At 57.4% G+C, this 14,371-nt stretch carries 8 protein-coding genes; 5 read left to right on the top strand and 3 right to left on the bottom strand.

All coding sequences use genetic code 11. The features are described from left to right. Window positions 1-147: 147 nt before the first annotated feature. Window positions 148-3,165, top strand: a complete 3,018-nt coding sequence (locus AC0JZ1_RS19960; RefSeq protein WP_471884199.1) for a GAF domain-containing protein — start codon at window positions 148-150, stop codon at window positions 3,163-3,165. A gap of 536 nt (window positions 3,166-3,701) precedes the next feature. On the opposite strand, the gene AC0JZ1_RS19955 is transcribed toward AC0JZ1_RS19960, so the two are convergent. Both AC0JZ1_RS19955 and AC0JZ1_RS19950 read right to left on the bottom strand, forming a co-directional pair. Then, window positions 3,702-5,315 (bottom strand): relaxase/mobilization nuclease domain-containing protein, encoded by a 1,614-nt coding sequence (locus AC0JZ1_RS19955; protein ID WP_471884198.1) that lies wholly within the window; start codon window positions 5,313-5,315, stop codon window positions 3,702-3,704. After that, window positions 5,312-5,710 carry a plasmid mobilization protein gene (locus AC0JZ1_RS19950; RefSeq protein WP_471884197.1) on the bottom strand — a complete coding sequence of 133 codons (399 nt, stop codon included), beginning with the start codon at window positions 5,708-5,710 and terminating at the stop codon, window positions 5,312-5,314. Before AC0JZ1_RS19950 ends, AC0JZ1_RS19955 begins: the two co-directional genes overlap by 4 nt. Window positions 5,711-6,419: 709 nt before the next feature. Here AC0JZ1_RS19950 and AC0JZ1_RS19945 point away from each other — a divergent pair. From AC0JZ1_RS19945 to AC0JZ1_RS19930, 4 genes are all read left to right on the top strand, one after another. Beyond that, on the top strand, window positions 6,420-6,737 hold the full coding sequence (locus AC0JZ1_RS19945; protein WP_471884196.1) for a ParA family protein: 318 nt from the start codon (window positions 6,420-6,422) through the stop codon (window positions 6,735-6,737). Between the two features lie 37 nt (window positions 6,738-6,774). After that, window positions 6,775-9,873, top strand: coding sequence for a hypothetical protein (locus tag AC0JZ1_RS19940; RefSeq protein ID WP_471884195.1), 3,099 nt, complete (start codon window positions 6,775-6,777; stop codon window positions 9,871-9,873). Next, entirely contained in the window at window positions 9,870-11,522 is a 1,653-nt protein-coding gene (locus AC0JZ1_RS19935; RefSeq protein WP_471884194.1) for an SWIM zinc finger family protein, read from the top strand. Before AC0JZ1_RS19940 ends, AC0JZ1_RS19935 begins: the two co-directional genes overlap by 4 nt. A gap of 319 nt (window positions 11,523-11,841) precedes the next feature. Next, entirely contained in the window at window positions 11,842-13,674 is a 1,833-nt protein-coding gene (locus AC0JZ1_RS19930; protein WP_471884193.1) for a reverse transcriptase family protein, read from the top strand. A gap of 178 nt (window positions 13,675-13,852) precedes the next feature. Here the strand turns inward: AC0JZ1_RS19930 and AC0JZ1_RS19925 are convergent. After that, a partial coding sequence (locus AC0JZ1_RS19925; protein WP_471884192.1) for an ATP-binding cassette domain-containing protein occupies window positions 13,853-14,371 on the bottom strand: 519 nt, incomplete at its 5' end.

The following is a 14,371-nucleotide window of genomic DNA, read 5'->3' as shown; positions in this document are numbered from 1 at the left end:
ACGGGTTTGAACGTATATTTGGGCAGCCTCTTTCTCTACCCTATCTCCCGAACTCGAATTTCCAGTTGGCATCTTTGCTGATCGACGCAGAGCATTATGTGTACTAACGAAAACAAAGGCTGCATCAGACGGCGCGGAGACCAATAAGTGAGCGAACTTTTAGATCGCCTGGCAGGTGGGCGGCGGGAGCTTTTTGCAGACCTGGAGCAGTTCATCGAGCAACAGGGGATCCACCTCAAAAGCGTCATCGACGTCGTGGCCAATGCCCCCTTCCCTATGTTTATCGTGATCGGGGTCGACCGTCGCTTGATCTACAACGAAGCCTACATACCGATTCTTGGTTCCCGTCATCCCTCGGCGCTTGGGAGGCCGTTCTTTGAGGTTTGGCCTGAAGTCGGCGAGCAGGTGGCCCCTATCATCGATGAGGCCTTTGCAGGGAGGTCAACTCTCTTTCAGGATATGAAAGTGATGCTGAGCCGACCAACGCCGCAGCCGGCATGGTTCACCTTTTCGTATAGCCCAGTTCGCGATGAAAATGGCAAAGTTGCCGCCTCCTTATGCATCTGCACAGAAACGACCGAGGCTGTGACTGCGAGGCTTCGCCAGGCTTTTCTGATCGATCTCGAAGCCGCGTTTCATAACAGCGACGATGCGTTCGAGATTATTGAGATTGCCCAGGAGGCTCTTGGGTCGCATCTTGGCGTGAGCCGAGTTGGTTATGGATCGGTAGACGACAGCGAGCGCTATTTCACGACGCCCAGCAACTGGACCGATGGCACCGTGGAAAGTCATAGCGGTACACATGATCTTGTCGCCTTCGGGCCGATGGTACTTGAGGCTCTGAGGAGTGGGATCTCGCTCGTCATCTCTGACTCCCTCACCGATGCCAGGGTTTCCGATCCCGCCAGCGCATCGGCGTTTCAGGCCCTCCAGATCCGGAGTGTGGTGACAGTGTCGCTGATCCGTAGCGGTCGCTTCGTGGCTGCGCTTTACGTCCATAACAAGGAGCCCAGAGTTTGGACGGAGCAGGACCTTGCATTGATACGTGAGGTAGCCGAGAGAACGTGGTCAGCCGTCGAGCGGGCCTACGCTCAAGCCGACCTGCGAACACATGCCGAACGCCAGTCCTTCTTGCTGACGTTGTCTGACCAGCTTCGTCCGCTCGCAAGCGCCGAAGAAATCAAACAGGTCGCGGCGCAATTGCTAGGGCAATATCTGGCGGTCGGAAGAGCCGGCTACGGGGAAATCGATGCAACCCAGGAATATGTGACAGTCGAACGTGACTGGAGCGACGGTGAGATGTCGTCACTTGGTGGCGAAACACGACGGTTAGAAATATTCGGCCCGGCCATCATTTCTGAGCTAAGGGCCGGGCACACGCTGCGCCTGGATTCCATCTCCGATAATCCTTTATCTGCACCATACGCAGAAGGATATGCGAGCATCGGAACCAGATCTTTGCTAGTCATCCCCCTGATAAAGGGAGGTCGGCTGGTAGCAATCTTGTATGTTCATGAAAGCAAACCGAAGCGCTGGACCGATGAAGAGGCAGCTATCGCGTTCGAAGTCGCGGACCGAACTTGGGGGGCGGTCGAACGCGCGCGTGCTGAGAGCACTCTGCGCGCTTTAAATGCAACGCTTGAGGAGCGGGTGAGCCAGAGCCTTGCGGAACGGCGCATCTATGCCAACATCGTGGAGGATACCGACTCTCCTATCCAAATGATCGACCGCGACTACAGGTTCCTTGGTATCAATCCCGCAGCCCGCGCGGATTATGAACGGGTCTTTGGTGTTCGGCCCCAACCGGGGCAAAGCCTGATTGAATTGCTTGATCATGTCCCCCCTCAAAGAGATGGAGCAAAGGCCGTTTGGGATCGCGCGCTCGCTGGTGAGGCATTCGATCAGACCGGTTGGTGGGGCGAGGACGACATCGGTCGGCGTGTCTACGAGATGCGTTTCCGACCTGTCTTTGGCGAAGATGGTGCGGTGAGAGCAGCCTATCTAATTGGTCGTGATATTACCGAACTTCTGAAGGAGCAGGAACGCCTGTCGCTCGCTGAAGAGCAACTCCGACAGGCTCAGAAACTCGAAGCGATCGGGCAACTCACGGGCGGCGTTGCGCACGACTTCAACAACCTTCTGACTCCAATCGTCGGAAGCCTTGATATTCTGCAGCGAAAACAAGTTGGTGGCGAACGAGAACAGCGCATGATCGCAGGTGCCGCCCAGGCAGCAGAGCGAGCCCGTGTGCTCGTACAGCGTTTGCTGGCCTTTGCACGCAGACAACCACTACAGGCTGCGGCCGTCGGCGTCGGGGAATTGGTCCATGGCATGGCTGAATTGATTTCAAGCACCACCGGTCCTCAGATCCACATCGCGGTGGAAGTCTCGGAAAATCTTCCACCGGCTCTGGCGGATCGGAACCAGTTGGAAATGGCGCTCTTGAACCTTGCGGTCAACGCACGCGATGCCATGCCGGATGGCGGAACGCTGCGGATTACCGCTGAGGCATCTTCTAGCCGAAAGACAAGACCCTCGGAACTCGCAAAGGGAGACTACATCTGTTTGTCGGTGTCCGACACCGGTACTGGTATGGACGAGAAAACCTTGCAGCGCGCTACCGAGCCCTTCTTCTCGACCAAGGGCCAAGGCAAGGGAACGGGCCTCGGCCTTTCGATGGTACACGGCTTGGCGCTCCAGTCAGGGGGCACGCTCACGATCAAAAGCCGAACGGGAATTGGCACGAACGTGGAGATCTGGCTGCCTGTTAGCGCGGAAAGCGTTCATGAGGAAGAGCGTCCGTCGACCGTTACGACAGCTGCCCTTTCCGGTGTTGCCCTGCTTGTCGATGACGAGGAGCTGGTCCGGCTCAGCACCGCTGAGATGCTGCGCGAGTTGGGTTACGAAGTCATCGAGGCGGGATCTGCGGAAGAAGCTGTTACATTACTGGATCAGGGACTGAAGCCGAACATACTTATCACCGACCAACTAATGCCTGGCATGAACGGAACAGAGCTCGCGCGCCTGGTTATCTCAGCCCGTCCTGACGTACAGATTCTGATAGTCTCGGGGTTTTCGGAGGTGGAAGACGTTGCGCCGGATCTGCCGCGGCTGACAAAGCCGTTCAGGCGGGAGGATCTGGCGCATATGCTGAGGATACCGTAGTAACCTTACCCTACTTGATCAGGTTGCTCCTAATTCGAGACCAAGCGCCGATGACGGCGTGTTTGTGGCACTTAAACGCACCCAAGCATGCAGTACGGTGATGCACAACAATCTCAGGAACGCGTTGTTTAGGCATTCTTTTCGATACGGTTTCTCATTCTTACTGCGGGACAAGTCTTGAACGAGCCGCATGGCGAGCGGGTTCTCGGCAACGCTGCAATTGTCGGCACGGCCCATCCAAGTTGCGTTGGCCATTCAAGCACCAAATGATAGTCTGCAGATCTAGGTAACCTGCGGTCAAGGTATCTAGCGCGCGGATCTCCTCCACTCCGCTACCATGGCCGTATTGAGATGTTGTATGCTGGGATGACTTGCCACACTCCTCGATTTGTCGAGGAGATAGCTGTGCGCATCCTCGTTCTCAGGTAACCAAGCTGGTGTACGAATCCGTCTGCCAATGCTGCCAGAGCGGGTACCCTTCATACCGGGGCCAAAGTCCACGATAGAACATTGCACCATCTTAAATGGCAGGAGCATCAACTCCAAAGAAGCCGCGACCTTAACAGCAAGAAGATCTCTGCTTTCAAGACAAATGTCGTTTTTCCTGATGGGAAAAAGAATAGAACTCCTCGCGCTATGCTGGCGACAACACCTTTGTCCGTATCGCGAATGGCAGTGGTCACACGTTGCTCTTTTTCACGAGCAAAGTTCGCGATCTTCTCATCAGCAGCATCGGCTGCGATTTGCCTCCATGCGTCCTTGATCTCGAATGCATATGAGAGGCTGCGATCCGAAGTCGCAATCGTCGGGGTTTCCGCGCGCTTGGCGTCGTAGCGTGCCTGGGCAGCGTCACTGGTTCCGACATGACGTGTCTGGCCGGTGTGATCGACAGCTCTCACCTGTGTTTGCCGGAAGGCAGGAGCCGTCGCCAGCTCCCGGCGATCCGTCATCTCCATCGCGATCCCCTGCTCTCTTGCCTTTTCAGCAAGACGCTCGCGCCACTCACGGAACACCTGCGGGCTGGTGGTGATGCGATCACCGTCTTCGTTGCGCATGACGACGAGTGCATGAATATGAATATGCGGTCGCTTGCCTCCCTCATGCTGATCCTTCGGATCGTCTGACGGATCGTGTTTGGAGAACACGTATTTGAAGCCTCGGAACTGCTCTGCCAGGAACCCACGCGATGCCGCCTCGAATGCATCCGAGTTTGTTCCAGCACGGGCCGACAGGATGACATGCATCACGTCGCGACCAGTGCGACTGTGCAAGTGACGACGCCAGTCCTTCTGAACCGGATCCGCGGCCGCATCCTCGCTGCGGATCGTGCGACCACGCTCGTCTCGAACGTTGCCGCCATGGGCCTTGGTGAGGAACCGCAGCCTGCTCGTGCCGTAGTCCAGGCCATTGCCGAAGCCGGTGAACCGAAACGAAGACACCCCCTCCCCTGCCGGATCAGCACTCATGCGAGATTGGACATGACGGCCAGCCACCTCGTCGCCAGTCAGCCGCTCACCATTAGGAGCGCGCAAAACAACCAGACCGGAGACCTCGAAGCGACCATAGCTTCGCTGTGTAATCCCATAGGCAAAGCGCCGCTCGCCAAGACCCGATTTCAATGCACCACTGATCAGCGCCTGAACATCTGCCTCGGTCTCTGGCGGCTCTGCCTCGATCTCAACCCGGAAGCCGGCAATGTCCCGGCTGTCACTGCGGTTCTGGAAAAGCGGGCTCCACTCCTCCCTCAGACGAGCGATATCCTCACGCGATTGAAGGCGCTTGCCGTTCTGGTTCTCAAGCGCAATCTCACCACCGCGCGAAACGTATTCCGCCATCGCACCGAAGCGAACACCACCGCCATAGGATGCCACTTTGGCAACGGCTGGCTGGCTTCCAGCCGCCACAGACTTCAGACGCTCTACAACCGGTCGTGGTGAAGTCTTCGGCGCTGTCCAGCCCGCATGTTCCTTCGCTGAACGTTTGTAAAATGCGAGAGAGCCAGATCGCGAGCCGCCTTTGCCAAAAGAACCGGACCCTGAGCCACCACCGCCACCAGCTCCTCCACGCCGACGACGCTCCTCTTCCTCAAGAGCTGCCGCCCTGCGGCGTCGCCATTCGTCTTCCGTTGCGCCTGGCATGAACCCCTTCATTGTGAGCCCCTACCCTCTCGGCCTGGGCGCGAAGTCAGATTTCGGAGCTCCGAGCGCATTGCATCCGTCACCTGCAGAACACCATGCAATGCTTCAAACACCTCGTCGGGATAAACCGCGCGACCGGAATTGAGTGCACGAGCCACCTGATTAAGGTTCACACCCACCTTGCGCATATCCTCATGAAGGACACGTAGGACCACTCGGTCGTCGTCTGTCAGGAACGGAACAACGCCCGCCCCTTCTAAAAGTAAGGATGAGAAGAATGCGGAAACGGTCAGATCGGCAGCCTTTGCTGCCGCAGAGATTGCCTCTAATTGCTCTTCGGTTACACGAGCGTGGATGGTCCGGCTTTTAGTCTTCGAGGGATCTTTGTTGGCTCTCGTAGCTGCCACTTTGCCGATTCCAATCACAACAACGCAATGAGAAACAGATCGAAACCTCGATCACCGGCAAAATGTATCACATTTTTGCGTATCCTGCCAAACCAATAACTCTCGAATATGCCTCTTTTCCACGCCCTTCGGTCGCCTTTTGGTCTCACTGCGTTCGGCATTCTTTCATGGTCGGCCTGCGGCCTCCGTTGAAGGTTCCTGACGGGCGCTCACTAGGGTTCACCTCGGTCCGCTTCGGCTCTTTTGGTGCTGCAATCGTACTCGCCAGACAAGGGACGCTGACGCTCTGAAGCCCTTGCTGGCTGCGTGCGCTCGCCGCAGTCAGACCCTGCGCGGCTCCGGGGTTCACCACCACTTCAGGAGAACGATGGAGAAGTGGCAGACATTGAAAACACTGACGAATTTTAAATGCGTACTAGTAAACCGCTAAACATGGTTTGCGTCGAAATGGCTTGATGGAAAGCTACGCAAACTCTAAAACATCAACTTTGTTTCATATAAAACCAATTTGGTGTATATACATCCGACATATTTAGCGGAGCTCATGCGACCTATTTATCAATGATAACGCCAAACATATTTGATGTTACTACTCTTTTCCGCTAGCAAGGCATTGCATCAAACATGTTTGGTGCATCAGTGGTTTGACAGAGATGTGGTTACACCTAAATCATAATGGCGTTCAATTACACGCATTAGGGGCATTGAGATGGCAACAGTTTTTGGGACATTGAGCTTCAAGGGCGGCACGGGAAAGTCCACATTGGCGACCATCATCGCGGGCGAATACGCAAGCTATGACAAACGTGTTTTGCTTATCGATACAGATCCAAGCCAGAATTCGGCCGCCTGGTGGAGGCTATCTGCCGAGAAGGAAAACCAGCCGGAGTTTGTCGACTTTGCGTCAGTCCTCCTGCGGTCGCGCTCATTGACGAAGATGTTCGTCGCAACCGTCCTCACACATCCTCGCCCTGACCGTAAAACCGTGGCAGGCGTTGCGCTTGCAATGCCATGGGTTTTTCCCTAGGTTCGCCAACTCCTAGTAGCAATGTCATAGGGAACGCATGAAAACCGTTCGTTCGGCTCGTCTCTGGTTCAGGGAAGGTAGCTCTGACAAAGTATACGAAGTAGACCTGCTGGAAAACGACGCATTTCCGTCCGAACAGCGCTATCTGGTCAACTTCCGCTACGGAAGACGCGGCGCGACACTGCGGGAAGGCTCAAAGACGCCAGCTCCGGTAGCGCTTGCCGCAGCTACAAAAATTTTTGACAGTATAGTCGTATCCAAAGTCAATGACGGCTATCGCCGCACCGATGAACCTTCATCCCGAGCAATCCGCGACGACATCGACAGCGCTCGTGATGAGACCCTGCTTTCAAGGCTCGAAGCATGCATTCGCAGCACATGGCCTGCAAAGGACCTCGACCGGCTTCTGTGGCGCATCGGCCAGTTGAAGCTTGCTGGGGCTACGAGCGATCTTCTGCGCCTTGCGAGCCGCAAAGGCGCTACTGACGCAAGTTATTCATTGGTATGGGCGCTTGCTCGTGCCGCAGGTCCGGCATCCGTAGAGGTTCTCAGCGATATAGCCGATACATCACAGATCGAAACCACACGCGAACTGGCACGCTTTGCGCTGGTATCGCCGCTTATGGGGGAGTCTAGGCGGATAGAGGACGGCCGCGAATTGCCACCCTCTCTCGTGGGCGCTGCGGGAAGCTGCGATGCTGACAGCCTGAGTGGCGCCCTGTTCGCACTCGCCGAGCGCGATTCCTCCGCCACCGGCCCCGCGCTTTGCACCCTATACCGCATGGCGCAAAATGACAGCCGATTACATGGCATGTTGGCAGATGTGCTGTTGCGCGTACCGGCCCGTCCTCCTTGGCTGATCGGTTTGCGGCGACTGTTCAAATATGCGGAAATGAGCGACGACGCAGCCATTTTTGCAGCGACCGCGCATCGTTTCGAGACCGCATCCGCGATGTACACGCGCAACCGCTACAGCCCGTGGACATGGATTCCCGAGCTTCAGAAACGGGTGCGGCTGGAAAAGGTTCTCGGCGAGCCGGATACGGAAATCGGCCTTTCCGACGCGACGCTTCGTTACCTCAAACGTCGCATCTGGCGTACCTTGCGCAAGCGCGGCGAAGAAGGCGACGGCGCATTTACTGAGATGGCGGCGGCATTTCTACTAAGTTTCCGCCCGCAAGATTTGCCCGCCACCGCCACCCGGTCACGCTGGGTGCAGGACGCCAATAATCGCTGGCACACAGAAACCCGGACTTTTGGGCCGTTTTCGCGCACCTGGACGGCCAGCCAGCTTCTGGGGCGCAACAATCCCGGTATGCGCTTCGGCTATAGCAGTCTGACGAGCGAGGAAGCCCCTGCTTCCAGCGCTTCCGTTCGCGGCGAGGCATTTCCCGAATTATGGGACAAACGCCCTGATCTCGCACTGGAACTGGCGTGCAAAAGCGCCTGCAAACCGATTTCGGATCTTGGTCTACGCGTACTTCAAGCGACACCAGAATTTTTACGCGCGGCCCCGGCCGCCATTCTGGCGCGGCTGTTGAGGGCGCATGACATTGCCGCCCAGGGACTGGGCCTTGCGGAAGCGCGAGAACGGCTGGCGCGGGGCGAATGCGACCTTGAGCTTCTTACCGCGCTGATATGCGCTCACACGCCCGACGCGCGCCGGCTGGCTATCGCCCGTATCGACGCTACGCCCTCCTTGCCCTGGTCGGATGCCGATCTGTCGCTCGCCGTGCTTACTGGCATGCACGAGGATATCGCCGAACATGTGCAGGGCTGGGCGCATGAACGCCAGCCGGATAATTCTTCGGCCACGGCCATTGTGGATCGGCTCGTAGCATGGCTGGAGCGGCATCCGGCTGTGTTGGACGTGGAGAGCGAGGCGCAACTGCGTATGCTGCGCGAACGGATTGCAATTCTCTGGGCAAACGAGCCCATGCCGGTTGCGGCCGGGATCGCCATGAGGATCGCCATTCATTCCGCTCCCGCAGTGGCAGCCGCCGGCATTGAAATGCTTGCGCTTTCCAGTGCAGACGTTTCGACAATCGATAATGCGACCTGGGAACAGCTGCTCGGCTCTTCCTCGGCAGATGTGCAGACGGCGGCTCTGCGTTTGTTTGGCCGCTTGAACGACGCGGCACTGACCACGCATGCATCGCTTGTTCTCGCATTCGCGACAGCACCTTCTCACCGGTTGCGCACGGCCGCACGACCACTGGTACAGCGGCTGGTGGCAACTGATCTGCAACTTGCCGAAGATCTGTCTCGGCGTCTTGTCGACAGCCTATTTCTTGCCTCGCCTGACGATGACTGGCCGCAGGATTCGGTTGATCTGCTTTACGCAGCAATGCCGAAACAGGTATCGGCAATTGACAGCAACATGCTGTGGCGGCTGTTGCAGGCGCGCGCGAAAGGCGCGCAACTTCTCGGTTCGACAGAATTGTTGAACCGGTTCTATGACATTTTCTCGGTGCGCCAGCTGGCGCGGCTCGGCAACCATCCGCATGTTGCCGCCCGCTCCTGGGCGCTCGAGGCTTTTGCCGCCGACCCGGCGCGTTTTCAGGCCGAAGCGCAGGATGCGGTGTTGCTGGTGGAGAGCGACTGGCCGGATACGCTGGACTTTGCGCAGGATTACTTCACCCAATGGCCGCCGGAAGCATGGGCCCCCGCTACGCTTGCAGTCATCACGGACAGTGTGAAGCCGGAAGTGCTGGCACTGGCGCGGCGTCTTCTGCGCAGCCATCTTTCCCCGGAAGACGCGCCTGTTCAACTCTTGCGACTGCTGGAACATCCGGCGCGTTCGATGCATCTGCTGGTCACCGAATTGCTGACAGCGGACAGTGTGCGGAGCGAGGATGCTTTCGAAAAGCTCCTGCCATTGGCACGCATCATCATGTTGCAGGTTCATCAAGGTCGTGTCGCAAAGGACCGCATATCGGCATTCCTACTTGCGGAAGCGCTGCGCGATCGCCGCCGTGCTGAGCAGATTGCCCCGCTATTTTCCGATCTGTCACTGGCCGGGGTGGCGCGTGACCGCTCCGCAGCCATTCTTGCCCTGCGCGATATCGCCCTGACACATGAAGGGATCGAAATGCCGCTGGTGCGCCGCCCGGTCACGGAGAGAATTGCCAGATGAATTTCGTCCATCGTTATTTCGGCGCGAGTTCGGTTTCCTCTGATGCCATCAGCACCGCGCTCGGCTTCGCGCCAGACGTTCTGCGCGAGCCTACATTTTTTATCGGAAAAGTGCGGCAGCACATGCCCTTTCGTGAAGCGATTTCGGCGCTGCATCACGTCGTTGTGTCCGATATGCGCTTCAAGCCGAAAGACCGTTCGCTTTATCTGGCCTGGTTACAGGAAAACGAACAGCGACTCCTTGCCGAAGCGCTCGGAGATCGGGCGAAAGTCCGCGAACGCATAGAGGCGCTACGCGAAGAGCTGGCCGAAATCAATCGTGCCTCCGACGCGATCATGCGGCCATTCATGAGCGCGCAGAGCCGATATTTCGAATGGCTCTACAAAGAAAATCGCGACGCGTGGATTGTTCTCGATCCCGTTATTACCGTTCATCCTGATGAGGTGTTCTTCGAATGCTTCAGCCTCGATGAATCGACGTACGGTCGCTTGTCCTGCGACCACGATGTATTCGAACGCATCGACGATCTGGCTTGCGGAACCACAAATATTGACTACAGCCACGCGCTATACGACGAATTCCAGAAAATCCGCAGCTACCGCGACACGGAACTGAGCATCGACCCTTCGGGCTTCCACGTGCAGACCGAAGGCGAGGTGGCGTTTCGCGAAGACAAGATCGAACTGCCTGATAGCTGGATGCGCGGCTTTTTGCAGGTATCGAGCGCCATGACGCAGCCCGCGCATGTAATAGATCTTCATCCTGTCGATATGCACGCCATTCTCTCGCGGCTTGCAGCGCGCAAAGAGCGGCACGGGCCTCGTTCGCTACGTTTTCTGCTAACGCCCGGCGAGCCGGTTTCGGTGCTTATTGAGCCATGGAATGAGCGGCTCACCTTCAGGCGTTCAATCTACAAAGGCGCGGAGGGAGCTGAAATTCGCCTCTGGGGTCGCCGTCGCCTGCAAATTCTCGCCCGCGCCCTGCCGCTGGCGCGCTCGGTGCGGCTGCATCTGCTGGGAACCGGCCTGCCGTCCTTCGCGGTTGTCGATTATGGCGGTCTGCGTTTCACGCTCGGTCTTTCAGGCTGGACAGCGAATGACTGGTCACGCGCCGGACAGTTCGATCTGCTTAATCCGCGGGGCAACGTCGATAGACGTACGTCGGAAGTAGTGTTTGCAGCACTAAAAAAACGCCAATTTGCCGATATTGCCACACTTGCCGCCGATACCGGTATTGAAGGCCCAGTCGTTGCAAGCGCACTTGGACTTTATGTGCAGGCAGGGCGCGCGATGTTCGATCTCGACAAGGGTGTTTATCGCCTACGCGAATTGCTGCGCGATCCGTTACAGCTCGGTTCGTTGCGCTTTGCCTCCGAGCAGGAAGAGAAGGCAGACCGGTTCATTCAGGCCGGTTTGGTGACGATTTCCTCTGTTGAGCACATAAGCGACCGCACCACCGTTTCAGGCCAAGTGTTGGATGACAGCAAGGAGCACCAGATCCGCCTTTTCGTCGATGGCGACGACCGACTGACAAGCGCGACATGTGGATGTGATTTTTACAGACATAACAGACTGATGCGCGGCCCTTGCGAGCATATGTTGGCGCTGCGGCGGCAATTCCACGTTCAGGTGGAAGGAAAATCAGCATGAGGGGCAGCATGAAACGGTTGATCCCTACGCATATTCTTTTTACATTGCACCCTACGAGAGATGCCGGGCGGCGAGGACCTTGCAATCCGGGCGGCGTTTCGCCGTCCTTGCTCCCTGCCCTGCAAAGCGTCACTGGCTCGCTCTTCACTGGGGCGGGACAGGGTACCTGTGCGGGTTCCCGGTTTGGGTTCGCTGAACCCGCACCCGCACAGGTACCCGTCCCGCCTTCGAGTGGAACGATCCAGTCCCAGGACGAGACGAAGGCAAACCGCCCGGCACCTCTCTTTCCCCTTATATTTTCCGCACGGAGATCACGCCCATGACCGTGCGCCCCGGCGAACTGACCCGCCAGCAGCTTTACGATCGCATCCGTGAAAGCTCGAAGGACGAGGTCATTCTTGAAGAAATGATCCGGCTTGGCTTTTGGAAAGCAGAGGAGGAAAAGCCCGACGCTCCGGAGGAATTGATCCGCCGCCGCGGCGAAATCCGTCGCGAGCTTGCCGAACTCGGCGCGCAGGATGCCCGCTGGGGCGACACCGAAGCGGCGATCCGCGAAATGCATCGCCGCCGCAAAAAGCAGGCGTTGGAGCGGCGCAAAGAAACGAAAAAGCGCAATGCAACGGCGCGCCACGAGCGGGCGCTGGCCTGGCACGAACGGCGCAACAACGATATTCTTTATCTTGGCGAAACGGTTTCTGCCGGTTTGCACACCGACGCCGATGGCGGACAAAGCAAGCCGAAACCTGGCCTGCACGATCTCGCAACGCCCAAAGCGCTTGCCGTGGCCATGGGCGTGGAACTGGCGGAATTGCGCTTTCTCGCCTATGACCGTGCATTGTCGCGTATATCCCACTATCAGCGTTTCACCATTCCCAAAAAGACCGGTGGCCAGCGGCTGATTTCGGCACCCATGCCGCGCCTAAAGCGGGCGCAGTATTGGATCCTCGACAATATTCTTGTGCATGCGAAGGTTCATGATGCTGCCCAAGGTTTCGTGCCAGGGCGTTCAATCGTCACCAATGCGAGCGCACATACCGGCCGTGACGTGGTGGTCAACCTCGATCTTCAGGATTTTTTCCCGACGCTCGATTTCCGCCGTATCAAGGGCAAATTCCGTGGCCTCGGCTATTGCGAACCAGTCGCCACGGTTCTCGCGCTACTGTGCACTGAGCCTGATGTGGATGAACTGGAGATCGATGGCGAACGCTTGTTTGCGGCGCGTGGACCGCGCCGTCTACCACAGGGTGCGCCAACAAGCCCGATGTTGACCAATTTGATCTGCTCCCGGCTCGATAATCGTCTGGCTGGGCTCGCGAACTCGCTTGGCTTCACCTATACGCGCTATGCCGATGACATGACATTCTCTGCCTCGGGACACAGCGCGGGCAAGGCGGGTGCGCTGATTGGCCTAGTGCACGAAATTGTTGCCAATGAAGGATTTATAGTCCATCCCGACAAAACGCGCATCATGAGGCGCGGCAGTCGGCAGGAAGTGACTGGCCTCACTGTCAATGACCGCGTTGCCGTGCCACGCGATGTGCTGCGCCGCTTCCGCGCCCTGCTGCACGGTATTTCTGCCAGTGGGCCGGAAGGCAAACGCTGGGGCCAGGCGCAGGACGTTATGGACGCGGCACGGGGCTTTGCAAGTTTCGTTCACATGGTGACACCGCAAACCGGCGGTCCATTGATTGCATTGGTGGACGATCTTGAAAAACGCCATGGCCGGCAGGCAGTTCCAGTTACTGCAGAACGCACTTTCCGTACGAGATCCGCTGCGAGCGAACAGCCGCTCGAACGCTGGTGGACACCTGCCGAACCTCCTTTGCCCCCACCGGACCCGGTTTTGTTTGAACTGGAACCAGCATCACAGCCTCACGAAGAGCCACCCCGCAGCGCACTGGATATAGTCGGCCTACGCGCACAGCCGAGCGACCGCCTAGTGCAGGGTAGCAAGCCGCTAGATACCGTCGTGCCAGAGGACGAAGGTCAGGAAGAAATGTCGCTATTCAAAGCGGCAGTAGGCATCATGGTGCTGACGATAGCTGGGTTCATGATCCATCCGGTTGTGGGCAGGTTCGTGCTATTTATGGCAGCAGTTATCTGGCTGAAGCGCAAATTCCAACGCTGGCGGCAAAACAGACGCGACAGGTAGGTTTTTCACTCACTTCTCGTCCCATCATTTCCTAAACCGCGCCTCGTAATTCGATACTCAAGAAGCTCAGCTATCCGCTTCGTCTGAGGTTCGTATCGAAGATAAATCCAAATGGCGAGATGAAGCTGGGCAGGGACGTCATCTGTGATGATCAGCACCAGGTGCTGATCGCTGCCGACTATTTGCGCTTTACCATTCGGCGAAGCACAGAACCTGCGCGCGATTTGCGTGGCATGAGCTCGACATCGCTTACGAGTTTTGCGCCGCCCTCTCGACGTTCCAGTGTAATTTTGCGGCTGTGAAATGCCTCCAGTTCAGCTCGGTGCGCCACGCTAATAATTGTTGCATCGGGCAGCTCATCAATCACAATCTGCATCATTTTGTCCTGACTTTTGTCATCCAGCGCTGCCGTGGCCTCGTCCATGACGATGATGTCTGGCGCGTTGAGCAATAAGCGCGCAAAGGTAAGCCGTTGTTTTTCTCCGCCTGACAGTGTCTGGTCCCAAGGCGCCTCGTCCTCGATCTTGTCGTTGAGTTGGCCTAGACCGACCTTATCGAGAGCGACGCCGATCTCTTCCGCTGTCCAGCTTTCCGCGGGTTGTGGGTAGGACACCGCGCGGCGAAGCGTTCCGGCTGGAATATATGGCCGCTGTGGCAACATGAATAACTGACTGCCAGCGCGGAAGTTGACGCTACC

It is taken from the genome of Affinirhizobium capsici (assembly GCF_977018625.1).
The sequence above is the reverse complement of the archived record's forward strand: the minus strand, read 5'-3'. Positions and strand labels throughout refer to the sequence as shown.

Excerpts from the sequence above, each read along its gene's own strand:
- AC0JZ1_RS19945 (WP_471884196.1), top strand. The coding sequence starts at position 6,420 with ATGGCAACAGTTTTTGGGACATTGAGCTTCAAGGGCGGCACGGGAAAG.
- AC0JZ1_RS19955 (WP_471884198.1), bottom strand. The coding sequence starts at position 5,315 with ATGAAGGGGTTCATGCCAGGCGCAACGGAAGACGAATGGCGACGCCGC.
- AC0JZ1_RS19940 (WP_471884195.1), top strand. The coding sequence starts at position 6,775 with ATGAAAACCGTTCGTTCGGCTCGTCTCTGGTTCAGGGAAGGTAGCTCT.
- AC0JZ1_RS19930 (WP_471884193.1), top strand. The coding sequence starts at position 11,842 with ATGACCGTGCGCCCCGGCGAACTGACCCGCCAGCAGCTTTACGATCGC.
- AC0JZ1_RS19935 (WP_471884194.1), top strand. The coding sequence starts at position 9,870 with ATGAATTTCGTCCATCGTTATTTCGGCGCGAGTTCGGTTTCCTCTGAT.